Here is a 26309-nt window from a genome sequence, read left to right on the forward strand (position 1 = left end):
ATGCTGGAGGTTTTTTTACTACATTTACACCAAATTTATTTACACAATGAAAAAAAGTTTATTTCTTGTATTCATTCTGACTATTCAGAGTGTGTATTCTCAGATCGTTTCTTATGATAACACCTTTGCTGTAAACGGAAAATATGCTATTACAGCTGGCGCCAATGCCAATTATCTCACCAAAATTCTTCAGCATACCGACGAAAGCATTTACTTCACATACGCCAGAGACAATACTGTTTTAAACAGTCCGGAATGCGTGGTATCAAAACTTCATCCCAATGGAACCCTTGATTCTACTTTCGGAAATAATGGAGAAACTGTGATTAGCAACTATTTTACAGCTGTAGACAGTCAATTAACTCAACAAACAGACGGCAAACTTTTAATCTATGGTTTCAATACCGACGGATCCGTCATTACAAGGCTACTGCCCAACGGCCAGGTTGACACTACGTTTGGAGTAAATGGGGTTGCAAAAATCACCAATGTTTTTACGGATTTCAATGGATACGGCTATGGTTTATATGTGCAAAATAATAAGATCATTATATATGGATTATCCACTGACGGACCTTCCAATTTTTATAAAATAATTTACAGATTGAACAACAATGGAAGTATTGACAACACATTTGGTAATAACGGTTCTATCAAAACAACTGGAAATTTTGTATTTCTGGACAGTCAATCAAATATCATCAGCCTGATTAGTGATCACAGCCATACGAATGCAAATACCCTATACCCTAACGGAGGATTGGAAAAATACACCCCAGATGGACAGCCTTTAACAAGCTTTGAAAATAACGGAACTTTGGCTTTCAACACTTATCCGGGAATGGTAGGAAATGCCCTCATAGACAGCAATAACAATATTATCTGCTATAATATGAATAACGAAATTTTTAGAATTAGCGCTAACGGGGCTTATGATACCTCTTTTGCATTTGACAGTGCTAACGCCTATCCTTTTGCAATCATCAGCTTATCTTCTGTAATGGAAAAAAACAACAGTTATTACATTGCAGGGCAGACAGGAGCAATGGGAGAGACTTTTTTCATTTCCAAACTGACACCTTCGGGAACTGTAGATCCCGTTTTTAATTATTACTCCGAAACTACCCCAACTTCAGAAGGAATTGGTGATATGGCTATCAATAACAATTCGATCATTGCGGGAAGAGGAACTCATATTTTGAAATTTTTATTAAGTAATTCAACATTAGGAACCTCTGCCAAAGTATCGGAAACCAATCTTCCTTTATTTTCATTTGAAAATCCTGTTCAGCAGAATTTGATTTATCATACAAAAGAAAAAGTACAGTCCATAGAAATATATGCTTTAAATGGTAAGCTTATCAAAAATATAGAAAGTAACAACACCAGTATTTCTGAAGTACCAAAAGGAGTTTATATGGCAAAAGTTGTTTTTGAAAATGGAAAGACAATCACAAAGAAACTGATCAAAAACTAATACATACTTCTAAAATGTTTGTTTAAAACAGACACTTTTTATTTCTCATTAAAAACTAAAAAACTACAATGACAAAAAAATTATTTCTCGTGCTGCTTCTTGCAGTACAGACTGCTTTTGCACAAATCATCTCTAAAGATCCAACATTTGCTTCTAATGGAATATACAATATGGGTAACGGTGTATATTATGCATGGTCAATGGCCCAGGATTCTTCCGGTAGGATTTATTCATCTTATACTTCTCCGAATACTCTTGAATCTTTTTTATTCAGACTTACAGCTAATGGAGCTTTAGATCCTAGTTTTGGGAGCAATGGGATGACTCAATTGCCCTATACCTATCAAAACCAAATAAAAATACAGGCAGATGGAAAATTGGTCATTCTTGGATACAATAGCGGTAGCATAATAACCAGATTACTTCCAAACGGCCAGCCAGACCCTACTTTTGGAACAAATGGCAGCTCAATAGTCCCTTCTATCAGCGGCAGTGATGTAGATGCCCGTTCTTATGGACTTATTTTACAGAATGAAAAAATAATTGTTCATGGTATGAGTTCATATACCCAGCATATAATGTACAGACTCAATACCAATGGAAGCATTGACACTACTTTTGGTAATAATGGTTCTATATCAACACAGGGAGCCTTTCCAGTGGGAACATTCGTACTCATTGATAACCAAAATAATATTATCTGTCTCAGTAAGACCAGCAGCAATAATGTCGATGCCTCTAATGGTTCTGTCATTGAGAAGTTTAATGCAGACGGACAGCCTATAATCAGCTTTGGTAATAATGGTATTTTACAAACTCCCTTCACGCTGGGATACGTAGGTACGGCAATGGTAGACAGTAATAACAGAGTTGTTTATTCAAACAAAAACCATGAAATTTTCAGGATAAATCCGGATGGAACTCTTGATAATACATTTAATTATAACTTAAATACATATTCAGGGATAAATGGTGGCGCATGGATTCAAAGTATTGTTGAAAAGGACGGTTATTATTATATTGGTGGAAATGGTGAAGGAGATTTTGCCCCTTCACATTTCATTTCAAAACTTACTCAAAACGGGTCAATAGATTCAAGTTTTGGTTATTATTCAGAAATAAATTCAAATGTTGGTTCTATTGAAGAAATGGTTATTAACAATAATAATATTATCACAAACGGAGACGGAAATATCATAAAATACCTGCTTAATAGTGCTACACTATCGACAACAGATATTACAAAAACTGATTCTGATATTTCTTTTGAAAATCCAATTAAAGAAAGCTTCGTCTACCATACAAAAGAAAAAGTACAATCTATAAGAATATATACTTTAGATGGTAAGCTTATAAAAAATATAGAAGGTAACAATACCCATATTTCTGAGGTACCAAAAGGAGTTTATATGGCAAAAATTGTCTTTGAAAATGGAAAAACATCTGTAAAAAAACTTATAAAGGATTAATTTCCCTTTTAAAATTTTTTCAGGTTGATAAAAGTATTTACTTACAGGCTAAGTAAATACTTTTTTGTTTTTTAAGCTTAAACAAAATAAATTTACAGCATGAATAAAGAGCACCATTACAAAACCATCATCCAATGGACCGGAAATAAAGGAACCGGAACCAGCGGCTACAGAGATTACGAAAGAAGTCATACAATTTCTGCAGAAAACAAACCTGATATTGAAGGTTCATCCGATCCTTCTTTCCGGGGAGATAAAAAGAAATATAACCCGGAAGAAATATTTTTGTCTTCGCTTTCCTCATGTCATATGCTTTGGTATCTTCACTTTTGTTCCGAAGCAGGCGTTATTGTTATAGACTACACGGACCAAGCTACGGGAATAATGGCAGAAACCTCCAATGGTAGTGGACATTTCACCGAAGTAACCCTATATCCTACAGTGATTGTAGCTGAAGAATCTATGATTGAAAAGGCAGCACAGCTCCATCATAAAGCCAATGAATATTGCTTTATTGCCAATTCTGTTAATTTCCCTGTGAAACATATCCCTACAACGTTGATTAAATAATTTTATCATTAAAAAAAACACCCAACAAACCATTATAAACATTGAGTTTTAACAGTAATAACTCTAAAATACACAACTAAAACTCCTCTGAAAGAGATTTATTTATCAAATAATCAATAAAAAATAAAATTTTTTACATATAAATTCATTAAAAAGCGTAAATATTTATCAATTTTGCGTAAAATGTGATTTTTTATTTATATTTTTATATAAATAAAACAAACCATGATGAAACCCAGATTAACCATTTTTGATGAGCCCATGCTGTATACGGAAGGACTCTCAAAACTGCTTATGCAGAGTAAAATTTTTAACACGATTGACATCTGTAATTCTTTAGAAACCCTTTCCAGGCACTTAAAAGATCAACCTCCCGAAATTCTGGTAATGAGTTCCAACATCCTTATGTTTACTGAACTTTATAAATCTATAGAAGATATTACCCATGAATATAATGGTATAAAAATCATTATCATAGGAAACTGCTATGATGTAATTGATATCCGAAAGCTTTTCAATAAAGGGATTAAAAGCTATCTCGACAAAAACTGTAAATATGATGAATTCCTGAAATCCATCAACGCTCTTCTGCTAAACGAGATCTACATCTGTGATCACGCCAAAGAAAGAATGATCAGCTTTATCAGCAATGAACAGGAAAAACGGAATCTTCATATGAAAGATCCCCTTACCCGTCGTGAAATGGAAATTCTAAAACTTATTTGTGACGGTTACAGCAGCAAAGACATTTCTGAAAAACTCTTCATTAGCATCAATACGGTAGAGACACACCGGAAAAGAATCCTTTTGAAATTGAACGTAAAAAACTCTGTAGGAATTGTAAAATACGCATTAGAAAATCATATCATCGACTAAGCCATAACCAATTATCATTAACCAAAAACTTCCAAACCTTTCGGTTTGGAAGTTTTATTTACGATCATGAATTTCTAATGATCAATGCTTATGAAAATTCAGCAATAAAAGTTGGAAAACTTAGAGCTAAGACCTGTGATGGAAAACAGAAATCTTAGCTCATACACTTTAAAACCTGTTTTCCACCTTTACAGCTATTCATTACTCATAATCCGGCATTTCACCATTAGTAAAGAGAGAGGTTCGTGAAAGATCTGTCATACTGCTGTTCAGATCAATGACCATAACATTTTTCAACGAGATATTATCATTGGAGGTATTCATAAAGATCACCTGTGCATTATTCGGTGAGAATCTTGGATCGAGATCATTGGTTCCCATAGGTTTCTCGCTCGCATCAGAAATATCGTACACCATGTCATTGACGAGGTTGTAGATAAAAATATGAGAATCAAGCTGACGGTAGTTTCCGCTTCCATCCTGATATCCCGAAATATCCCGGGTAAACAGGAGAAGCTGACCATCTACCGAAAAATTCAGTCCTCCACTTGCTCCTGCTGATCCTGAAACAATGGTTTTAAGAGTATTTCCGGTCATGTCAATAATGTAGATTTTTGTATTGTAGCCATTGTAATCATTGGTTTTCAATGCAATTTTGCTTCCGTCATAGCTCCAGTCGCACTCGGAGATCATACTTCCATCCGGAGTGGTATACACCAGATTCAATCCACTCCCGTCCTTATTGATCCGGTAGAGTTTATTAAAGTTTGAATAAATAATTTCCTGACCATTGGTACTCCAGGCAAAATCCATTTCATAATTATTAAAACCCGATGCCGCAACAGTTGTTACCTTAAACGGATTGGAACCATCAGGATTTGCTGTATAAATATGGGTACTTCCACCTTCCGTACGTAGAAAGGCAATGAGACCGGCGTTATTATTTTTCCTTGGCCGCCAGCTGTTATAAGAAGCACTGGTAAACTGGAAATTATTACCTTGTGCATCACTTGATATGATTACAAAATTACCATTCTGTTTCTGTACATAATGATATCTGTTGGCAGGAACCGTATTGGTCGTAAATTTACCTATTGAGCTTAAAACTGGCTGGTGAATGTCGTCCGAAACAGACACCTGCCAGAAGTAACTTACACCAAACTTCAGATTTGACAGCGAATAATGATTAGCCGTCAAATCATTAACCTGAATCACATTAGTGTCAAGATTATTTTTAATTGTTAAACTATATTTTAAAACATCTGCCGTATCGGGATCTGTGGCACTCCAGGTCAGCTCCACACTCAAAGGCTGATTGACCGCATTGTCTATCGGACTTAGCAATTGCGGTGCTGTAGGTGGTGAATTCAGGGATGTATCATCATTCATTTCAAACACCACTGTTACCACCTGATTCTGGTTCTGTATATTAACCGCCTGAAAGCTTGTCAGGTATCCGGAAAGTTCTGCTTTTACAGAATAATTACCAATGGGCATTGCATTAATTTCAAAAGAACCGTCTGTACCGCTAAAAACAGTCTGTGTGGTAGGGTTTGTGAAGATTTTCACGTTGGCAAGAGGTACATTACTTCCCCTTTTTACTACTTTTCCTTTTAAGATTCCCGTCTGAGCTTGTTCTACAAGATCTTCATTGCATGAAAACAGACAAAAAGCAAGGATGAATATGCTGAGTATTTTTATTAAAGTTTTCATAGTTTAGATTTTTATTTGTTCCCAAAATAGAAGTTGATTCCCAATGCAAAGCGCAAAGACTGGTCTTTTCTTTTTCCATTTACAAGCCCTTCCCAGTTATCTTTAAAACCGAGATCGTACTGTGCGGAAGCTCTCAGGGAGATATTATGGTCAATCATATACTCGAGTCCGCCGCCAAACTGCCCTTTATACTGAGGTTTGTATTTTGAATACATCGCTCCTGCGCCTCCGTAAACATACGGACTGAATTTATATTTGGGAAAAAGCAGAAATTCGAGATTCACCTCAGGGCCGAAATAGTTTCTTTTCACAATATTCTCATTCTCCAGTGTAAAATAACTACCATTGACTTCAATGTTAAAATTAGGGTTGAGAAAATATTTAAAGCCCACTTTTCCTCCAATATTCATTTTGGGATTCACATAATCATCTTTAACCTTTTGTGCTTCAACATTTGCAAATACAGCGACTTTCTGTCTATAATTTTCAGGAAATCTATTGCCCACTACCCTTCCTTTGTTCTGATCCTGTTCTCTGTTATATTCATTGATTAAAGATTGGTAAGCAGATGTATTTTCTGCTGCTTTCCCCCATATTTTATCTCTCACCCCTTCAACAATCAGAGATTTCACCGCTTTTTCAATGGCTTCAGTCACCGCAAGCTGAACGGGTTCGTTCTGGGTAAGTCCTACTTCAGCCTCAAGAAGCCTTTCCGTATCAATATATCTGAAAAAGCTCCCGTTTATACTTGTTGAAAGAATCGTTTTGGAAGTATAGACTGTTTTAAGAATCTCCCCATTAAGGGTAGAAACAGCACGCAGGTAAATGGTAATCCTGTCCTGACGGTATTGGGTAGAAGCCCCGATTCCGAAATATCTCGCACCAAGCCCTCCCGTCATAATATTACTGTCATAGGAAATCACACCCCCTTCCAGAAGAATGCCCGCGTATAAAAGTGGGGGTAATGCCTGGTTATTTTTATCAGCATCTTTCATATATTCCTGTCTGGTGGAACGGATGATCTGCCTTTCATTGAGAAGATTTGCAATATTTTCCCTTTCAATAGGGATAAACCAACGGCTGTCTTCCAATGCTTTAATAAGGATGGTTGTAGTACCCTGCGGCACTGCCGTACTCCAGTTATTCCCATTTTCAGAAGGTTTATACTGACCGGTCTGGTCTCTGAATTTGTAGACTCCTATGACTATTTTTTCACTAGGCAAAGGAAGGTTTTTCAGTTCTGTAGTAGAAGTCGTGGTCTCTCCCATCGTTGATTTCTCGGGATCCGATGGCAAACCAAAGATCGAGCTGCAAGCCTGCAATATACATAGCAGGAGTGTACAGAAAAAAATTCTGGCGTAAGTGTAAGTTCTCATGATAAGTCTGGTTTTTAGTTATGGCTATTTTGGAATCACGATCTCGGACTGATCGCCTGTACTGGTATCCAAAATATTAATCAAAAGTCCCTGATTGGTCGTTGTAATCTGAAGGTAAAGTGATCCGAAAAGATAATCTCCGGGCTTTATTCCTCCATCTCCGAACTGATCTTCAAACAGTTTTCTGGAAAGTTCACTTAGTATCTGGCGGTTGAGGCTCTGACTGAAACTGTCCAGTGAATTCAAATTATCAAGAAGGCTTTTATAATCATCTTTTTCATCAAATTGATTTTGTGCATTGGCGGAGCTTAGAAGCCACTGATAATTAAAGGTATCTCCTCCGAAAGCCGGATTCACAGGTTTATAGACAAGTTGCTGAGATTTTCCGTAAAAAATACCCGCAATAAAGGTCAAAATAATGATACACGTTTTCATGGCGAATGTTTTTAGTAGATGAATTCATTTTTAATAAGGTTTTTCTTTACATTAAATTCTTTAATATATTTTAAACTGGCAGCGAGCTGCTCTTTTAAATAGTCTTCACTTGGATTGGTCATAAAGCTGTAAACAATCTTATCTTCAATCTGGATATTGATCTGACCGCTTGTTCCCCGAAGAGGAAGCTCTGAAATAGTGACGGCCCCACTTCTTTTATCCGGAAGCTGGCTGTACTGCATATAGAAAAGGTCATAAAAATCCTTTCCTACTTTAGTTTTGGTTTCATCAATCGTAAGTCCTTTAAGTTCGAAAACCGCATCCTCTTCTATTTTAGCCGCTTTTCTTTTAAAAAAAGTATTGTTAATTTCCAAGCTGTCTTTGGCTATTAGATTTTGGTTTTCCTCGTCCCTGATATAGAGGAAAGCTTTCAGGGCATCTTTTGGTTCAAGATTTACACTGATTTCAGATAAAACTTTTACTTCATTGGGATTAACAGAAAATTTACCGCTTTGTTTGTTATTGGAAAGGTTTCCATCACTGTTCTTTTTGATGGATACCAGAAGATAATTCAGCTCCTTGTAGACCGCTGTATTGTTCATTACAACAGCTTTCAGTTTAATCTGATTTTCAAGGAGACTATTTTCAAGCCTTGCAATTACTTTTTTATCATCCTGCCCATAAATCATTACAGACAGGAGGATAAAAAAAGTGTTCAGGCTCATCGAGTATAAAATTTTCATCATTTGTGTTTTAATAATTTCTCATGAAAACAGTTTTATTATCTCCTTTCATATTGATCTGCATTCCTTCCGAAATACTGTTACTCCCTGTAACATCAATAATGTTATTATTTCCCTGGGTAGTAATGCCGGCCTTTGTTTCCTTATCTGTAAAGGAATTGATGAAGTACAGTGTATTATAGTCTCCCAGTTGTTTTACTGCTATACTAGTCCTGGCATTAAGAGAAAGTTCAGCATTATTGAAATCACCGATTTGGATGACATGAGACAGATCCTGATCCATATTCTGCATGGTTATCATATTAAAGATTGTATTACTATTGATCTTATCCCAGTCTGTATTTTGCGCATGCAGGGGCAACATCATAAAAAGAAGTAATACTCCCCATTGTAAATTAAGCATGACATTAGTTTTTATTATTAAAGGTACATTAATAGAGAATCGGGAAAAACACACCTGGCAGGTATTGATATAAAATCACGGTTTACCGGTATATTTGTCTTGAAATAAAAAAAGGAGAAACCCTGCAGTCTCTCCTTCACAATTTCTAAGATTTACAGTATTGTTACTAAAGGCCTTAGTTTGATTGAGTGATTACCATTGAATTACTGTTTCCTATCTGAGTTCCTACATGAATGTGAGAATCACCGCTTTGAGCCACCCAGGTAAAGTTACCATTACCCAACTGAACATCTATCGCTGTGTTGGAATCTCCTAACTGAAATTGGTATAATTGATTACTGTTTCCGACCTGTAATCCCATAGAGGTGTTATCATCTCCCATCTGCACAGATCCTGCAATATTATTATTACCTGCCTGAGTATGAGTGGCACTGTTATCATTACCATCCTGGTATTGTACCAAAAGGTTAGCATTTCCTACCTGAAGACCATCAGCATTATTTCTTCTTCCTAATTGAGTCTGAGCAGCTATATTACCTGTTCCTATCTGGATCATCGAAGCATCATTTCGTCTTCCGTCCTGATATTGAACAACCGCATTACCCACACCAAGCTGTACTGAAGAAACACTATTTCTTCTTCCAATCTGAGTTTGATCTGTAGAATTTAATATTCCAAGTTGCCAGGTTACTGCAGAGTTTCTGTTTCCCTGTTGAAGCACATCATTAGAGTTTCCTAAGCCTATCTGATCAACATCAATAGAGTTTCTGTTACCAATACTTTGTGCTGTATTCACATTCAAAACTCCTACCTGATCAATGTCTGCTGTATTACGGTTTCCATTCTGTGTTAAAGAATTAATGTTCAAAAGACCTGTCTGGTCCACGGTAGCAGTATTTAAGTTTCCAATCTGTGCAGTCACATCAATATTAGATTGAGCAAAGCCGAAACTCATGGCCAATAGTGTAAAGACACCTGTAAGTAAATTTTTCATTTTGGTAAAAATTAATTGGTTAATAGTAAGACAAAGGTAACCTGTGCCCCAAAGTGAAAAACCACCATCAAAGTGTAAATTTCAAAAATCATGGTTTCCGGTTTTGAAAGTCACCATTTATGGTTTTCCCTGTATCACTGGTTTCAGTTACGGGAAAATACGGTAGCAATATGGGGCAGCTGGTCATGATTACTCCACTTTGCTTGTGAATCTTCCCCAAACCCTATTCACCATTCACTTTGCGAAGTAAAAAATTCACTCTTGACGGTTCTATCACTAAAAAAATCAACATAGGTTAATTATTGTTAAGCCCTTTAATTCTTCGAGATATATTGTTAAATTTGGACTATGGAAAATTTTGGAAAAGATTTATTAAGGAAAATAACGAATGTAGAGCTGCCTGGTGAGCATGCACACGGGGTATTCTCACCCCCTTACCGTCCTGTTTTCACCTACGATGAAGTGCTGGCAAAGAATCCCAAATTTGCCGCAGTAAATATTGTATTGTATTTAAAAGACAATGAATGGTATTTTCCTCTGATCCAAAGAACGATTAATGAGCATGACAGACATAGTGGCCAGATTTCACTGCCTGGCGGAAAACGTGAGGAAATGGATCAGGATTTTGCGGAAACAGCCATTAGAGAAACCTCTGAAGAAATTGGAATAGATAAACATTACCTGAGAGTGATCAGGGAAATGTCCCCTATCTACATTCCGCCAAGTAACTTTTATGTGTATCCCTACATTTCATACACTAAAAAGAATCCACTTTTTGTTCTTCAGCAAAGCGAAGCTGTGGAAACAATTGAATTTCCTATCACCTCTTTTCTAAATCTGTCCGATACCCCGGAAATGATGGCTCTTCCCAGTGCTGGAGGGCATGAGGTTCCTGTGATTAATTTCAACGGATATATTATCTGGGGCGCTACAGCGATGATATTAAGTGAATTCAGCCAGTTGCTGAAAAATATGTAACTTTGCACAACCGTGTTTAATTGAGAGATGGCGAAGAAAAATATTTTCACCGATGCATTCGGAACACCTTATTTTTTAAAAAGGTTAGTTATTTTTATTTTAGGAATTGTATCCTATAGACGATTCAATGGCTTTAATAAATTGAAGATAACCGGCACAGAGCACCTTGTGGATCTTCCGGACTCTAATGTACTTTTTGTGTGTAACCATCAAACCTATTTTGCGGATGTGGCAGCAATGTATCATGCTTTCTGTGCCGTAAATAATGGTTATTTAAACACCATCAAGAACCCGATCTACCTGTTGAATCCAAAGATTGATTTTTACTATGTAGCCGCTGAAGAAACTATGAATAAAGGTATTCTTCCAAAAATTTTTAAAATTGCAGGTGCTGTAACCGTAAAAAGAACCTGGAGAGCAGAAGGTAAAAATGTCAACAGAATGGTAGATATGAGTGAAGTTGACAATATCATGAAAGCTTTAGACAATGGTTGGGTAGCCACGTTCCCACAGGGCACAACATCAGCTTTTGCACAAGGAAGAAGAGGTACGGCCAAGCTGGTGAAAAACCAGCGTCCCATCGTAATTCCTATCAAAATAAATGGGTTTAGAAGAGCTTTTGATAAAAAAGGACTTCGTGTAAAAGTAACCGGTGTAAAGCCAACCATGGAATTTAAAGCCCCTTTGGATATCGACTACGATAACGAAAAGGCGCCGGAAATTTTATTAAAGATTATGACTGCCATTGAGCAGACCGAAGATTTTAACCTACTACACACTTATGATGAAGAACTTAAAGCTAAAAAATTAGAAAAACAGGACCCTAATAATTAAAGTAAATTAAAGAATTATGAACAGAATAATAGGAATCTTATTCGCCATCATAGTATTAGTTTCGTGTAATAGCCAAAAAGTATATTCAGATTTTGATATAAGTTATTCCAAAAGTGGAGGATATGCACCGGTATATGAAAATCTACTTATAAAAGGTAATAATGCACACTATTCTTTCGAGGGACAGGGTAAAAAATACAAACAGGATTTTAAAATCTCAAATGAAGATTTAAAAAAACTGGACCAAACCCTCTCTCAGAACAATTTTAGAAGAATTCAGGAAAGTCGTAAAAAACTTTATGATAACATTACGACTTCTATCAATATCAAGAAAGGGCCAAATGAAGGCAGTAAAACAGATGCAAGTCTGATTGTTCCCAACTATCAAACCAATTGGAACAATATCCTTCAGGTTTTCCAGGAGCTCATTAATAATAATGTTAAAAAACAGTAAATACAATTGAAAACCCACTTCATTGCCATTGGCGGAAGCGCTATGCATAATCTTGCTATTGCGCTAAAAGATAAAGGATATCAGGTTACAGGTTCAGATGATGCTATTTTTGAGCCTTCAAAATCCAGATTGGAAAAAAAGGGACTCCTGCCACAGGAAATGGGCTGGTTTCCGGAAAAAATAACTTCGGATATTGATGCTGTTATCCTGGGAATGCATGCGCATCAGGATAATCCTGAATTGGCAAGAGCAAAAGAATTGGGTCTAAAGATATATTCTTATCCGGAATTTTTATACGAACAGTCAAAAAATAAAACCAGAGTGGTGATTGCCGGTTCACATGGTAAAACAACCATTACCTCAATGATTCTCCATGTTCTGAATTTCCATCAAAAGGAGATAGATTTCATGGTAGGAGCACAGCTGGAAGGTTTTGACTGTATGGTAAAACTGACTCAGGATAATGATTTTATGGTACTGGAAGGTGATGAATATCTATCTTCTCCTATTGATCTGCGTTCAAAATTCTTATTATACCAACCGAATATCGCTTTAATGAGCGGTATTGCCTGGGACCATATCAATGTTTTCAAAACTTTTGACGACTATATAGATCAGTTCAGAAAATTTGTGGCAAGCATTACTGCCGGAGGGGTGTTGGTTTACAACGAAGAAGACCCGGAAGTAGTAAAAGTAGTGGAAAATGCTGAAAACTATTTCAGAAAAATCCCTTATAAAACTCCGGAATATGAGATCAATAACGGAAAGGTTTATCTAAAAACTGAAATGGGAGACATTCCTCTTTCTGTGTTTGGAGCACACAACCTGCTAAACATGGAAGGAGCAAGACATATTTGCCGACAACTCGGAATTATGGATGAGGATTTCTATGATGCAATTATGAGCTTCAAAGGAGCTTCCAAACGTCTTGAAAAAGTAGAAAGAGAAGATAAAGGAACTCTTTATAAAGACTTTGCCCATGCACCAAGTAAAGTGAAAGCAGCGGTAAAAGCCTTCAGAGAGCAATTTAAAAATGAAAAGAAATACGGATTCCTTGAGCTTCACACTTATTCCAGCTTAAATCCTGCCTTTTTAGAGCAATATGACCATGCAATGGATGGATTGGAAGAAGCTATCGTATTTTATTCTGAAGATGCATTGAAAATCAAAAGAATGGAACCTATCTCTCCTGAATTCATTAAAGAAAAGTTTAAAAATGAAAATCTAAAGGTTTTCGCCAATGCAGAAGACCTTCATGCTTACTGGAATACTTTAGATAAGACTAATGGCGCTTATTTGATGATGAGCTCCGGAAACTTCGGCGGCCTGGATCTTACGAAATAATTTTAATTCGAAAATAAGCTTATCTGACCATTTGAAAATAGAATGCTTATTTCAGATTTCTGTATAAAACAAAACTCCTTTCAGTCGAAAGGAGTTTTTTATTTAGTTAATTCTTCTAAAATATCGTTTGATGACATCAAGCTCTCCATCCTTGTCACTATCATCCATGTGGTCTTCTATTATCATATCAGTCTGGGTTAATTTAGAGATTTGGTAAGGGAAAGTTTCTTCTCCTTCGTACCAGAATTGTTTGGTCACATTATCATAAGTATAATTTCTTGTAATGGTTTCCAATGGGACACAAACATTTTCTTTCATCCCATAGTTGACAGTTGTCATATTGGTTGACCTGAACTCATGTGTATCTTCTAAATCACAACCGGCAGGAATATGAGTTTCCGTTTGTTTTGTGGATGATTTATAAACTTCGGCTTTATACATTTTCCATTTTCCGGTAAGAGTAGTCTCTGGATCATTATCATTATTACATGATACAACTGAAAATACAATAAACGGAAGAAATAATTTTTTCATTTAGATATAACTATTTTTAAAGTCTGCAAAAATAGGGTAATATTCTCTAAAGCTTGCCTGCTTCAGTAATGAGATTCCTCAGGATTTCTTCTGTAGAAAGCTCACTGTACTTATGAATGGACTGCCCTACCCAAAGTCCCAGGAAATCTGAATTCTGTAAAGACTTTGCAACTTTACGCAGCTGATTGGTCAGCTTATTTTGATACGGATAAGGTAAAATATATTCTGAATTTTCAAGAACTTCAATGTATTTATTTTTAACCCCTCTGGCATATCTTCCTGAAAAGCTTTTCGTTAAAATAATCTCATCTTCTCTCACCTTTTTAAGCCTTTCTTTTTCAAAAGGAAGCAAAGCACTTTCTTTAGATGCCAGTAAAAGATTACCTACCTGGAAACCCTGTGCTCCCAAATCCTTTATTGCCTGTACTGTTTTAGCATTATAAATTCCCCCTGCATAAATCAATGGAACATTCACTTGATCATAAACCTGTGACAATAGAGACAAGCCTCCAATCTTGGGAATATCATCTGCATCAAAACTTCCTCTGTGCCCTCCTGCTTCTATCCCCTGCACACAGATCATATCAATTCCTGATCTCTCAAGAGCCAAAGCTTCTTCTACAGAAGTACAGGTGCCAATAAGGGTTAGCCCGTTTTCTTTTAATTTCTGAATACTTGTATCATCTAAATTTCCAAAAGTAAAGCTTAGAATCCTGCATTTTTCAGCTATTATAGCATCTATTTGTTCATGATAAGTATGTAATTGAATAGCTTCAAGATCCGGAAGGCTGACTTCAATATGATTCTCTAGAGCCAACTGTTCTATAAACTGTTTGGCTTTGACAAATTTCGTTTTTAGCTCTGCTGTGATTTCTGGAATAGAGTGTACAAAAATATTTGCCGCAAAAGGCTTATCGGTAAGCTTTCGGGTTTCTCTGATCAGCTCTATAGACTGATCGGCTGAAAGATCAGCCAACGCCAGAGAGCCCAGACAATCTGCTTTTGCTGCTGCTGTAACCATCTGTGATGTACTTACTCCAAACATTGGAGCCTGAATTACAGGATATTTTACCCCTAATTTTTTACTGATTGTATCCGGCCAAAACATAAGGATTATTTTTATTAGAAGTTACGGATAAGCAGACAATACTCATGATTAAACGAATATGACATTGCTCACAAAGATGATTTTAATAACAATCCCACAGATTTCACGGGAGATACAGACCTTTTGATCTGTAAAAATTTGTGAAATCTGCGGGATTATTTCAATTTTTTATTACTAAATATCTGCTACAGCATTCAGCATCTTCTGTTCCCATTCCGGATCTTTCGGATCAAAAAACAGTCTTTTTCCTGTATCCAAAGAACGGACAACATTCATTTCATCTTCTGTCAGTTCAAAGTCGAATACATTAAAGTTCTCTTCAATTCTTGACGGAGTTACAGATTTCGGGATGACCACAAAACCTTCCTGTAAATGCCATCTCAAAATAACCTGAGCTACAGTTTTACCATATTTTTCGGCAATAGTCTTTAATTCAGCATTGTTCAAAAGATTAGCATTTCCGTTTCCAAGTGGGCTCCATGGCTGTGTTATGATGTTATTTTCTCTGTCGTAAACCTGTAATTCTTTCTGCTGGAAAACAGGGTGAAGTTCAATCTGATTAATCACCGGTAAAACACTTGAATGGGCTTTCAGTTCTTCCAGTTTCTCGATAGTAAAATTACAAACTCCTATTGCCTTAATTTTTCCTTCCTGATACAATTCCTCCAAAGCTTTCCAGGTTCCTAAAAAATCCCCGTAAGGCCAATGTACAAGATACATATCAAGGTAGTCCATCTGTAATCGGTTTAAGGTTCTCTGAAATGCACTCTTTGTTTTTTCATACCCATGATCCTGAACCCAAACCTTTGAAGTGATAAACAGCTCATCTCTGTTGATTCCGCTATTTTTCACAGCAGCTCCCACCGCAGTTTCATTCTGATAAATGGCGGCTGTATCAATCATTCTGTATCCTGTCTGAATAGCTTTAATGACTGCATTTTCACATTCCTTCAGGTCTTCCATCTGCCATACTCCAAATCCTAAAGCAGGAATATCTATCCCATTATGTAAGGTTACTACAGGTTGCCCTGTGTAGGTTTTCTTTTGCATAAACTCTTAGTTTTAATTTTTAATATAAAGTGATTAAACAAATTTGCAATAAAAATTTGAAATTTTCACCTACCATTTTTACTGGTTTTGTTAAAAAAATGTTATTTAATAAGCTTTTTGAAGTATTATTTTTTGAGATCATAAAGGGTTGGGAAAACGCTAAAACGCAAAAGGTTTTTCATACTTTATGCTAAGACGCAAAGATTTTATCTCCGATAAAATAAAAGGCGGCTAATATAAAACCGCAATATCCTATTTGACAAGACTTATTGAAAATACTTGATTTTTCTTGCGCCTTAAAAACTGTTTACCATGAAACTTCTTTGCGTCTTTGCGTTTTTCCAACACATTACAACATAAAAAATTCATTTAATGTTGGAAACGCAAAGATGCAAAGGTTTTTACATACCCTACGCCATAAGACGCAAAGATTTTATCTCCGATAAAATAGAATGCTGCAAATCTAAAACTGCAATATCCTATTTGATACGACTTACTGAAAATCTTTGATTTTCTTGCGCTTTAAAAACAGTCCTGCTTATTAAATCTTTGCCTCTTTGCGTTTTCCCAACACATTATAACATAAAAAATTCATTTAATATTGGAAACGCAAAGACGCAAAGGGCTTTTCATACTCTACGCCATAAGACGCAAAGATTTTATCTCCAATAAAATGGAATGCTGCTAACATAAAACCACAATATTCTATTTGATGAGACTTACTGAAAATCTTTGATTTTCTTGCGCCTTAAAAACAGTCCTGCTTATTAAATCTTTACGTCTTTGCGTTTTCCCAACACATTATAAACTCTTTTTCCTAACTTCTAATTTTCTATTTTTGCCTAAATTTTAAATCATGTCACATCAAATAAGGCTTGCCACTTCCGAAGATTATCCGAAAATCATGGAAATATGGGAATCTGCTGTAAAGGCTACCCACGATTTTCTTTCTGAAGAAGATTTTACGTATTTCAAAGAAGCCATTCCAAGGGACTATCTACCCAACCTGGAGGTCTATTTAATTATTGAAAATGGTGAAAGTAAAGGATTTTCATCTGTTGCTGAAGGTAATTTGGAAATGCTTTTCATCCATGATGAAGTCCGTGGGAAAGGCTATGGAAAGGTTCTTTATCAATTCATGAAAGAGAAAACAGGCCTTACCAAAGTAGATGTTAACGAACAGAACCCCCAAGCCATTGGATTTTATGAGAAGATGGGTTTCCAACCAGTAGGAAGATCAGAAAAAGATGGTTCAGGAAAGGAGTATCCAATCATTCATATGAGTTTGTAATGGAAAATTTCATTTTCACCCGCATTGAATCAGATTCGGAAATTCCCTATAAGCTGCTTTTATTAGCAGATGAAACTGTAGAAGCTATTGACCGATATATTTTCAACTCTGACATCTATCTTTTACAGGACGGCTTGCAGGATGTTGCTGTTATGGCATTGTACAAAAACAGTGATACCGAACTGGAAATTAAAAATATTGCTGTTGTAGACCCTTATAGAAACAAAGGAATCGGAAGTATTTTGATAAATAAGGCAAAGGAAATTGCAAAAGAATATTCCTATAAAACGCTGACTGTTGGAACCTCGGATACAGGCATCCAACAGATCAGATTTTATGAGAAAAACGGGTTCATCAAAAAGGGTATTCTCAAGGATTTCTTTATTGAAAATTATCCTGATCCTATTTATGAAAACGGATTACAAATGCGGGATATGATTTTACTTACCCATCATCTTGCGGAATAGTCCTTTAATATGTTCTATTTCCGATTGATAGTTGGTCTTTTTTCTGCATCCGAAATAGAGGGTATTTTCCAGCTTTTTCTTCCCTTCCCAAATAAGTTTTACATCTCCGCTCTCAATTTCATTCTTACATAAAAAATCAGGAATAACCGCTAACCCGGCTCCTCCTTTCAGACAGCGGATGATTGAATTTAAATTCGGAACAATGAAATTCGGGCGAAAATTTGGCTTATGCCCAAAGTTCAATGTCCAGAACTGGAATAGATGTTCCATATCTCCCGTGGTTCCATACCATTTTTCTTTTTTCAGCCACTCTTCTATCTGTTCCCCATCCTTTGTTTTCAAAATCTTTTTAAAACTATCTGTATCGACCTCTTTTCCCCCTACCAAAACAATTTGTTCAGAAGAAAAAGCCTCATGTTCTATATTAGGAGAAGATCCTTTTTTAGGAGTGATGATAAGATCTAATATTCCTTTATCCAGCTGGTCAAGCATTTCCGGATATTCTCCAAAGCTGATGATCAGATTAAAAGGCAAAGAAGAAACATATTGCTCCAAAGTCGTCTGAAAAGTTTCAAAACACATTCCCACACTGATGGTTGGAGTATGTTTTTCCGTAGATTTCTGAAAATTTTTCTCTACATCTTCCAGTTTGGTAATAGGCTCAGCAACTGCGTTGAATAATACTTTACCACGCTCTGTTGGAATCATCTTCCTACCCGTTCTGTCAAACAATTTATATCCCACATAAGCTTCCAGTGAACTTAAATGTAAACTCACCCCTGGCTGTGAAATGAATAAAGCATCAGCTGCCCCAGTCAATGTCCCGGTTTTATAGATCGCCTTAAAAGTACGATACCATTCTAAATTGACCATAATTTAATCTATTAATATTCTGATGTAAAAGTACAAAATAATTATAATACTAATTGCTATTTTAATAATATCAGGAAGCTTGAAATTGGAAGAGAGAAGCTCATATGCTTTCTAAACAATAATAACTGACTTTATTGATTTTACTGATCATTTAAATTACTTAACCCGATAACAACAATACATAATCTCTTCAATAGCAACTGCAAGCTTCACTCTCCCATCTTCCGCCCTTCAACTTTCCTCTAAAATTTTGATTACTTTAATACATGAATGATTGTATTCTGAAATTTTTCCGGTTCATCTTTATGTATCTGATGTCCTGAATTTTCGAATAAAAACAGATCTTTTCGGGGTGCTTTTACTTTTCTAAAATAGTCAGTTGTAATTCTCGTGGAAGTTTGAACATCGTTTTTACCCACAAAGAAATAAATAGGACAATCCACTTTTTTTAACGTCTTGGGCAGGTCAATATTCATCACTTCATTCCATGCAGGTGACCAGGTTTTTGACCATTGAAGAAATCCTTTTTTGAAATCCTCACCGGTTACATATTGTTTTCCGTCTTTATAAAAGAGCCATTTTCTTAAATAAAACAGGTCCTCATCTACCGTGAATGGAATATGTACACTTCCTAGCTCTTTAGTGGCAACAAGATCTTCTTTAAAATGATCTTTTAAAATCTGAAGCAATTCTTTCTCACTTGCTAACTGGCTTACAACAGGATTTACCGCAAAATAAGCATGCAACAGTTCAGGATGATTTCTGACGATGTAGAAACCTAAAGCGTTCCCCCATGAGCTTCCTAACAGATATATTTTCTCCTGTTTTAATTCTTTTCTCAGGAAATTGATAACCTGATAAGTATCTTTCCCCATCAATTCAACGGAAGGCTGGACTGGTGAAGGATTTAATTCCAGCGTTTTTCCGGCATCTCTCTGATCCCATTGAACAATAGTGAAACTGTTTTTTAAAAGGTCGGTAAAAGAATTTGCATTTTTCCGCATTGAGCTTCCGGGTCCTCCTGATAAAAAGAGCAGTATAGGTTTCCCGGAGTCATCTGTCTTAATATCTATAGCTTGTTTTATTCCGCCAATTTCCGGAGTAAGCAAAGTGTCTATTTTTCCTTTGTGTAATTGTGACATACAAAATACTGATAATAGTAAAAAAATAAAAAAGCTTGTTTTTTTCATGATTTCTAAATTTTAATTTGACACAAATATCCTTCAGAGAATTTTCAGAAAAGACCGAATAAAAAAAGTCGAACTGATTTTAATAAAAAAATGAGTTCGACTCCCTGCAAATCAAAGTTCGAATAATTACAAAACACTGTAAATCAAACACTAAAAAACATAATTAATCTTTACTTGACAGTTCCAAAAAAGCTCAGTATAATCCAATATTTTCAATCTATAAAATTTTATTATCCCTTTTATGAACCGGGAATGTCTCAATAGCACAAAAGAAATGTGGTTCTTCTCAGAACTATACACTGTATATTCAAAAAAAATTAAGACATTGATATCTGTTCATTTCTTAGAAATGAGGCATAATAATCCGGAATTTCACTTTCTTCAATCCGGCGGGCTGTTTCATCAAGCGGATAGCTGAGTTGTATGATCTCCGGAATAATCTTTTCTTCATCCAAAGTTAAAATTAAATAGGAAGCTAATCTGTTCTCTTCCTTAGAGCGCCCTACAGAGCCACAATTAAGAGCCCAGCTATTATTTTCAAACTGTTTTTTAAATGATAAATGGGTATGTCCCATTACAATAACATCAGATCTGGATTCTTCCAACATTTTTATAAAAACCTCATCGCTTTCAGATTCATACAGATAAGTATCATTACTCGATAAACTTGAGTGCACAAGTTGAATATTCCAGTGCTTCTCCCCTATCTTATAATTTAACTGCAAATGAAAAGGGAGCTCAGAAAGAAACTTCTTATTTGATTCCGTAATGTATTTTTTAGAGTGATCAATTGCAACGAAACGGGCAAAAGTTTCTTCTTCGGTATGCTTAGATAAGGGAACCACAGGAATATCGAAAGCAATTCTTTCGTCATGGTTTCCCATTAGACAGGGAATATTCAGGTCTTTAATTTTTTCAGTAACTTCATTTCCCCAGGGAGCAAAATCTACAAGATCTCCCAAACAGAATTTTTGACGGATTCCCCTTTTCTCCATATCCTCTAACACCGAATCCAACGCAGGAAGATTTCCATGCACATCACTAAAAACTGCAATCTGTATCATATTCATTCTGTTTATCATAACAAATGTACAAGAGAGAAAGGAATTTTGGCTCAGATAGGAGATGACATTTTACCATAAAACCATGAATGGTCAGTTTTGCTGCATAAATCCAATTGTGAATTTTTACACAACGAACAAAACCAATGAATCCAAAAAACTAAAACTATCATTATTATAATACTTCGGTATAATTTATACTATTTTTATTATACAACCATCCATCCTAACTTTGCATCATAAAATTTAAACAATCATAAAAAATGAAAAAAGTATTAATCATCAACGGAGGGCAAAATTTTGGACATTCCGGAGGAAAATATAATGACACTATCGCAGAAAATACATTAGAGGTTCTAAAATCATTTGATAACATAGAAGTACAGATCACCAACGTAAGTGAGGGTTATGATAAACATGAGGAAGTAAAGAAATTTGTTTGGGCAGATTATATCATTTACCACACTCCGATCTGGTGGTTTCAGCTTCCGAATGGTCTTAAAAAATATATTGATGAAGTTTTCACTGCAGGTCATGCAAAAGGAATTTATATGAGTGACGGGAGAAATGCAGAAAATCCGCAGATCAACTATGGTACCGGAGGAATGCTTGGCGGGAGAAAATATATGCTGACAACAAGCTGGAACGCTCCCGCAACAGCCTTTACACTTCCCGGAGAGTTTTTCAGTGAGAAAAGTGTAGACGAAGGACCATTATTTGGGTTCCATAGAATGAATGCCTTTGTTTCTTTAAAAAAAATGGAAAGCTTCCACTTTCATGATGTGGAAAAGAATGCCAATATAGAACGTGATATGAAGCTTTACAGAGCGCATGTTAAAAACGTATTTGAACAGGAACTAAAACCACAATTAGCCTAATGGAAAAAATACTCATAACAGGAATTACCGGTTATATTGGTGGTACTGTTGCAAAGAAACTATTAGAAAAAAACTACAGCGTAGCAGGGCTTGTCCGCAATGCAGCCGCTGCAGAAAAGCTACAGCAGTTAGGAATCGAACCTATTATAGGAAATATACATGACGAAGCCATTCTGAATGCTGCGATTTCTCATGTTGATGCCGTTATCCACACTGCTGATTCCGCTGATGATGCCTATGCTGCAGACAGTTTTATAAATGCTTTGGAAGGGAGTGGAAAAACTTTTATTTTCACCTCAGGCTCAGCCATTTTCGGAGGAAAAGAAAATGGAGAAAAAAATGACTTTATTTTTACAGAAGACTTCCCTCTGAATCCAAGGCTGGAAATGGCGTCAAGGGTATTAATCAATAATTATGTGCTTCAATCCGCCAAAAAAAATATAAGAAGCATAGTCATTGTACCGACCATGGTTTACGGAGAGGGATTAGGTCTGAAAAAAGACAGCATTCAGCTTCCGGCTTTAATCAATTTATCCAAAGAAAAAGGATTTGGAGTTTATTTTGGAAAAGGTGAAAATATATGGTCGAACCTTCACGTTGAGGATTTAGCCGATATGTATATACTTGCTTTGGAAAAAGCAAAACCCGGTTCAATATACTATGCAGAAAACGGTTCTTCAACAATCAAAAATCTGGCTGAGCACATAAGCCTGCACTATAAATTACAGCCTGCACAATCTGTCAGCATACAATCTGCTGTAGATCAATTTGGTCCCGCGGGTGGATATTTTGGATTTGCATCAAACAGTTTATGTAATTCCGATAAAGCAAGAACAGAATTGGGATGGACCCCTCAATATAAATCAATCGAAAATTTTATTTAATTATGAAAATTTACCTTACAGCAATAATAAAATCCAAAGAAGAGCATCAGGCAGAAGTACTGGAAGTTCTTCAGAATATGGTAAAAGAAACAAAAAAAGAAGAGGCTTGCGAGTTGTATACCCTTCATCAGGGGATTGAAGATAAAAACCAGTTTATTTTCTATGAAATCTGGAAAAGTGAAGAAGGGCTGGCACAGCATAATCAGCAGCCTTATATTCAGGCTTTCGGAGCTTTGGTTGATATAAAGCTTCAGGAGAAACCTCAAATTTATATCACGAATATTATTTAATTATGAAAAAGCTGGCACTTTTATGTCTTAGCCTGTTCATGATAGGATTTATTCAGGCACAACACCAAAAAACGAGTCATATGAAAAAGAAAATTTTATTTGTCGTAACCAGCCATGATAAGAAAGGCAATACGGGTGAAGACACAGGATACTATTTGGGAGAAGTTTCTCATCCATGGGAAGTTCTTCACCAGGCAGGTTATGAAATCGATTTTGTAAGTCCTAAAGGCGGAACTCCTCCGGTAGATGGATTCGATTTAAAAGATCCTGTCAACAAAGAGTTTTGGGAAAATAAAGAATATAAAAACAAGATTGATCATTCCTTGACTCCATCTCAGGTTAACCCTAAAGATTATTCAACAATCTTTTATGCAGGAGGACATGGAGCAATGTGGGATTTCGCAGATAATACTGAATTGGCAGATATCGCTTCAACTATTTATGAAAATGGCGGTATTGTAGCAGGTGTATGCCACGGTCCTGCAGGCCTGGTAAATATTAAGCTTAAGAACGGGAAGTACCTCGTTGACGGTAAGAAAATCAATGCTTTTACCAACGAAGAAGAATCTGAAGTAAAATTGACAGATGTTGTTCCTTTCTTACTGGAAAATAAACTGAAAGAAAGAGGAGCTAAATTTGAAAAATCAGGTCTTTGGCAGAATCATGTAGTAGCTGATCAAAGAGTGATTACAGGACAGAATCCACAATCTGCAAAAAGCGTTGGAGAAGCAATTTTAAAAGAATTAAATAAATAAGAACTCAGTTTTAATCCTCAAAACCTAACACTTAAGAAGTACTTAAGTACTCTCAAAAACCTTTACTACTGTCACAATTAAAACTGTAAGAGCTCTCTCTTCCTTAGAGGTGGTAAATCAAAGATTTGAAGGAGTGGTTTTAATAGGGATAAACAAAATTTTAAAATAAAAAAAATGGAATATAGAAAATTAGGAAATACAGATTTAGAATTATCAACCATCACACACGGGGCTTTCGCCATCGGTGGCAATATGTGGGGAGGTAATGAAAAACAGGATTCTATAAACTCTATTCATGCATCGCTGGATCACGGGGTAACTTCTATCGACACTGCACCATTCTATGGTTTCGGATTGAGTGAAGAAATGATCGGGGAAGCCATCAAAGGGAAAGACCGTTCAAAAATCCAATTACTTACAAAGTTTGGTTTAGTATGGGACGGAAGCAACAATGGCAAAGGAGAATTTTTCTTTGATGCTGAAGACGAAGGGAAAACAATCCCTGTTTATAAGCTAGCTTCCAAAGAAAATATCATCAAAGAAGTTGAAGAAAGTTTAAAAAGATTAGGTACAGATTATATTGATCTTTTACAACTTCACTGGCCGGACAGCACTACTGCGATCAGTGAAACAATGGAAGCCATGGAACTATTAATCCAACAGGGAAAAATCCGTTCTGCAGGAGTAAGTAACTACAGTGTAGCTCAGATGGAGGAAGCCAACAGAACTTTGAAACTGGCAAGCAACCAGGTCTCTTACAGTATGCTGAACCGTAGTATTGAAAATGATCTTGTTCCTTATTCTTTGGAAAACAATTCAGGAATTATCGTATACAGTCCTATGGAAAGAGGTCTTTTAACAGGTAAATATTTCAAAGAAAACAAATTAAAAGACAACGACCACAGAAACGGTTATTTCTCCCAATTTGATGTAAATAAAGTAAAAACGTTCTTAGAAAAAATAGAACCTATTGCTCAGGAAAAAGGAGCCAGCCTTTCTCAGCTGGTGTTAAGATGGACAACGCTGCAACCTGCAATCACCGTAGTATTGGCAGGAGCAAGAAATGCTCAGCAAGCTATCGAAAATGCAAAGACAATGTCTATTGATCTTTCACAGGAAGAATTGAACGTTATCAATTCTGCTTTGAGCGAAATATAATATAAAGCTGGAAGTACGATCAACATACTGATAAGAACTTCCAGCTTCATTTCTCTTACCTCATAAATCATAAAAAAAATGAAAAAGAATCTGATCAAAATGTTCGGATTAGTCACCCTATTGACTATAAACAGCGTAACATTACAGGCTCAAACCCTGGTCAATCCTGAAGATCAATCGTGGTACCCTTCTGCTTACGGGGCACAGGATGAAATAGGAGCCGCTAACCTGTTGACCCCTGAGGTAGTAAAACAAGCTTTAGGACTGGTAAAACAAGGTAAAACACTTGCTCTTGCTGTTCCTATTGATAAAAATCTTCCCGCTTTCAGACACAGAAGTTTCAATTTATACAATATCCAACCCGGAGAACAGGCCGGAAAAAGTATAGGCCCCAATAAATTCACCTTCAATGATGAACTGGTAAACGGCTGGACCGGAGTGGGAACACAGCTTAATGGTATTGGGCATATCGGTATTGACAATATCTACTACAACGGAAATAAAGCTACCGATTTTGTAAGTGTAGAAGGTGTAAAAAAACTGGGAGTCGAAAAAGTTCCTCCTTTTGTTACCCGAGGTATAGTCCTTGATATGACCGCTCATTATGGAAAATCAATCGTTCCGGGAGGTACAGAATTTACCGTAGATGATGTTCAATCAGTTTTAAAGAAACAGGGACTGAGTTTAAGAAAAGGAGACATCATTCTTTTCAATACCGGATGGCTTGAACTGATAGGTAAAGACAATAAAAAGTTTCTGGAAACAGAGCCGGGGATCGGGATGGAAGCCGCAAAATGGCTTGCAGATCAGGGAATCGTTGCTTTTGGTGGTGATACGTGGGCTTCAGAAGTCTATCCAAATCCAAAAAGTAAGGAAGAATTTCCAATCAACCAATTTATGCTCGCCAAAAAAGGAATCTACAATCTGGAACTGATTGACAGCCGCCCATTGGTAAAACAAAAAGTATGGGAGTTTCTGTTTGTACTGGGACAACCTTTATATGTAGGATCTACTCAGGTGAATGTAAACCCTGTAGCTATCTATTAAATTCATTACGTATTTCTCAGCAATAAAGGAACTTATAATATGCTGTAATAAACAGTG

28 protein-coding genes are annotated in these 26309 nt (G+C 36.2%); 16 read left to right on the forward strand and 12 right to left on the reverse strand.

Translation table 11 applies throughout. The features are described from left to right. Positions 1-46: 46 nt before the first annotated feature. The 4 genes from B8967_RS15175 (at position 47) to B8967_RS22715 (ending at position 4392) form a co-directional block, all read left to right on the forward strand. Positions 47-1477 (forward strand): T9SS type A sorting domain-containing protein, encoded by a 1431-nt coding sequence (locus B8967_RS15175; protein WP_084086648.1) that lies wholly within the window; start codon positions 47-49, stop codon positions 1475-1477. 68 nt (positions 1478-1545) lie between these two features. Further along, positions 1546-2946: a T9SS type A sorting domain-containing protein gene (locus B8967_RS15180; protein ID WP_084086649.1), complete on the forward strand. Its 1401-nt coding sequence runs from the start codon at positions 1546-1548 to the stop codon at positions 2944-2946. 99 nt (positions 2947-3045) lie between these two features. Beyond that, positions 3046-3516 (forward strand): OsmC family protein, encoded by a 471-nt coding sequence (locus tag B8967_RS15185; protein ID WP_084086650.1) that lies wholly within the window; start codon positions 3046-3048, stop codon positions 3514-3516. Positions 3517-3741: 225 nt separating this feature from the next. Next, complete coding sequence (locus B8967_RS22715) at positions 3742-4392, forward strand: response regulator transcription factor (RefSeq protein WP_262484697.1); 651 nt, start codon at positions 3742-3744, stop codon at positions 4390-4392. Between the two features lie 201 nt (positions 4393-4593). Here B8967_RS22715 and B8967_RS15195 read toward each other — a convergent pair whose 3' ends face one another. The 6 genes from B8967_RS15195 to B8967_RS15220 all read right to left on the reverse strand — a co-directional run bounded on the left by B8967_RS15195 (position 4594) and on the right by B8967_RS15220 (position 10056). After that, entirely contained in the window at positions 4594-6105 is a 1512-nt protein-coding gene (locus tag B8967_RS15195; protein ID WP_084086651.1) for a carboxypeptidase-like regulatory domain-containing protein, read from the reverse strand. A gap of 11 nt (positions 6106-6116) precedes the next feature. Beyond that, entirely contained in the window at positions 6117-7481 is a 1365-nt protein-coding gene (locus B8967_RS15200; protein ID WP_084086652.1) for a CsgG/HfaB family protein, read from the reverse strand. A 24-nt stretch (positions 7482-7505) separates the two neighbouring features. Continuing rightward, the gene (locus B8967_RS15205) at positions 7506-7916 is read right to left on the reverse strand and encodes a curli production assembly/transport component CsgF (protein ID WP_047494654.1); all 411 of its coding nucleotides are present in this window, start codon (positions 7914-7916) and stop codon (positions 7506-7508) included. An 11-nt stretch (positions 7917-7927) separates the two neighbouring features. After that, complete coding sequence (locus B8967_RS15210) at positions 7928-8659, reverse strand: curli production assembly/transport protein CsgE (protein WP_228406206.1); 732 nt, start codon at positions 8657-8659, stop codon at positions 7928-7930. A 10-nt stretch (positions 8660-8669) separates the two neighbouring features. Further along, entirely contained in the window at positions 8670-9062 is a 393-nt protein-coding gene (locus tag B8967_RS15215) for a hypothetical protein (RefSeq protein WP_228406208.1), read from the reverse strand. A gap of 175 nt (positions 9063-9237) precedes the next feature. Beyond that, positions 9238-10056 (reverse strand): hypothetical protein, encoded by an 819-nt coding sequence (locus B8967_RS15220; protein ID WP_047494660.1) that lies wholly within the window; start codon positions 10054-10056, stop codon positions 9238-9240. A gap of 348 nt (positions 10057-10404) precedes the next feature. Between B8967_RS15220 and B8967_RS15225 the strand changes: the two genes are divergently transcribed. Genes B8967_RS15225 through B8967_RS15240 form a run of 4 tightly spaced genes read left to right on the forward strand, consistent with a single transcriptional unit; the run spans position 10405 to position 13666 of the window. Beyond that, positions 10405-11034 (forward strand): NUDIX hydrolase, encoded by a 630-nt coding sequence (locus B8967_RS15225; RefSeq protein ID WP_047494663.1) that lies wholly within the window; start codon positions 10405-10407, stop codon positions 11032-11034. Positions 11035-11061: 27 nt separating this feature from the next. Next, a complete protein-coding gene (locus tag B8967_RS15230) occupies positions 11062-11868 on the forward strand; it encodes a lysophospholipid acyltransferase family protein (RefSeq protein WP_084086654.1) in 807 nt (268 codons plus the stop codon). A gap of 16 nt (positions 11869-11884) precedes the next feature. Further along, on the forward strand, positions 11885-12322 hold the full coding sequence (locus B8967_RS15235) for a hypothetical protein (protein ID WP_047494668.1): 438 nt from the start codon (positions 11885-11887) through the stop codon (positions 12320-12322). Between the two features lie 6 nt (positions 12323-12328). Further along, the gene (locus B8967_RS15240; RefSeq protein WP_084086655.1) at positions 12329-13666 is read left to right on the forward strand and encodes a UDP-N-acetylmuramate--L-alanine ligase; all 1338 of its coding nucleotides are present in this window, start codon (positions 12329-12331) and stop codon (positions 13664-13666) included. Between the two features lie 102 nt (positions 13667-13768). On the opposite strand, the gene B8967_RS15245 is transcribed toward B8967_RS15240, so the two are convergent. The 3 genes from B8967_RS15245 to B8967_RS15255 all read right to left on the reverse strand — a co-directional run bounded on the left by B8967_RS15245 (position 13769) and on the right by B8967_RS15255 (position 16358). Then, a complete protein-coding gene (locus B8967_RS15245) occupies positions 13769-14200 on the reverse strand; it encodes a lipocalin family protein (RefSeq protein WP_084086656.1) in 432 nt (143 codons plus the stop codon). Between the two features lie 46 nt (positions 14201-14246). Further along, a complete protein-coding gene (locus tag B8967_RS15250; protein WP_084086657.1) occupies positions 14247-15308 on the reverse strand; it encodes an NAD(P)H-dependent flavin oxidoreductase in 1062 nt (353 codons plus the stop codon). Between the two features lie 174 nt (positions 15309-15482). Beyond that, positions 15483-16358 (reverse strand): aldo/keto reductase, encoded by an 876-nt coding sequence (locus B8967_RS15255; protein ID WP_084086658.1) that lies wholly within the window; start codon positions 16356-16358, stop codon positions 15483-15485. An 856-nt stretch (positions 16359-17214) separates the two neighbouring features. Between B8967_RS15255 and B8967_RS15260 the strand changes: the two genes are divergently transcribed. Both B8967_RS15260 and B8967_RS15265 read left to right on the forward strand, forming a co-directional pair. Continuing rightward, a complete protein-coding gene (locus B8967_RS15260; RefSeq protein ID WP_084086659.1) occupies positions 17215-17649 on the forward strand; it encodes a GNAT family N-acetyltransferase in 435 nt (144 codons plus the stop codon). Then, complete coding sequence (locus B8967_RS15265; protein WP_084086660.1) at positions 17649-18116, forward strand: GNAT family N-acetyltransferase; 468 nt, start codon at positions 17649-17651, stop codon at positions 18114-18116. Before B8967_RS15260 ends, B8967_RS15265 begins: the two co-directional genes overlap by 1 nt. Here B8967_RS15265 and B8967_RS15270 read toward each other — a convergent pair. The 3 genes from B8967_RS15270 to B8967_RS15280 all read right to left on the reverse strand — a co-directional run bounded on the left by B8967_RS15270 (position 18090) and on the right by B8967_RS15280 (position 21243). After that, positions 18090-18989 (reverse strand): LysR family transcriptional regulator, encoded by a 900-nt coding sequence (locus tag B8967_RS15270; RefSeq protein ID WP_047493969.1) that lies wholly within the window; start codon positions 18987-18989, stop codon positions 18090-18092. The two genes, B8967_RS15265 and B8967_RS15270, sit on opposite strands and share 27 nt — an antisense overlap. 254 nt (positions 18990-19243) lie before the next feature. Continuing rightward, the gene (locus B8967_RS15275; RefSeq protein ID WP_228406211.1) at positions 19244-20131 is read right to left on the reverse strand and encodes an alpha/beta fold hydrolase; all 888 of its coding nucleotides are present in this window, start codon (positions 20129-20131) and stop codon (positions 19244-19246) included. Positions 20132-20496: 365 nt separating this feature from the next. After that, on the reverse strand, positions 20497-21243 hold the full coding sequence (locus tag B8967_RS15280) for a metallophosphoesterase family protein (RefSeq protein ID WP_084086851.1): 747 nt from the start codon (positions 21241-21243) through the stop codon (positions 20497-20499). 260 nt (positions 21244-21503) lie between these two features. On the opposite strand from B8967_RS15280, the gene B8967_RS15285 reads away from it, so the two are divergent. The 6 genes from B8967_RS15285 to B8967_RS15310 all read left to right on the forward strand — a co-directional run bounded on the left by B8967_RS15285 (position 21504) and on the right by B8967_RS15310 (position 26252). Beyond that, on the forward strand, positions 21504-22118 hold the full coding sequence (locus tag B8967_RS15285; RefSeq protein WP_047493965.1) for an NAD(P)H-dependent oxidoreductase: 615 nt from the start codon (positions 21504-21506) through the stop codon (positions 22116-22118). Next, the gene (locus B8967_RS15290) at positions 22118-23002 is read left to right on the forward strand and encodes an NAD-dependent epimerase/dehydratase family protein (protein ID WP_084086662.1); all 885 of its coding nucleotides are present in this window, start codon (positions 22118-22120) and stop codon (positions 23000-23002) included. Before B8967_RS15285 ends, B8967_RS15290 begins: the two co-directional genes overlap by 1 nt. A 2-nt stretch (positions 23003-23004) precedes the next feature. Beyond that, a complete protein-coding gene (locus tag B8967_RS15295) occupies positions 23005-23292 on the forward strand; it encodes a putative quinol monooxygenase (RefSeq protein ID WP_084086663.1) in 288 nt (95 codons plus the stop codon). Between the two features lie 80 nt (positions 23293-23372). Then, the gene (locus tag B8967_RS15300) at positions 23373-24047 is read left to right on the forward strand and encodes a type 1 glutamine amidotransferase domain-containing protein (protein WP_084086852.1); all 675 of its coding nucleotides are present in this window, start codon (positions 23373-23375) and stop codon (positions 24045-24047) included. 174 nt (positions 24048-24221) lie between these two features. Continuing rightward, entirely contained in the window at positions 24222-25205 is a 984-nt protein-coding gene (locus tag B8967_RS15305; RefSeq protein ID WP_047493995.1) for an aldo/keto reductase, read from the forward strand. 78 nt (positions 25206-25283) lie between these two features. Continuing rightward, on the forward strand, positions 25284-26252 hold the full coding sequence (locus tag B8967_RS15310; protein ID WP_143330531.1) for a cyclase family protein: 969 nt from the start codon (positions 25284-25286) through the stop codon (positions 26250-26252). Positions 26253-26309: the final 57 nt, after the last annotated feature.

This window comes from Chryseobacterium sp. YR221 (assembly GCF_900176315.1).
GTDB lineage: Bacteria > Bacteroidota > Bacteroidia > Flavobacteriales > Weeksellaceae > Chryseobacterium > Chryseobacterium rhizosphaerae.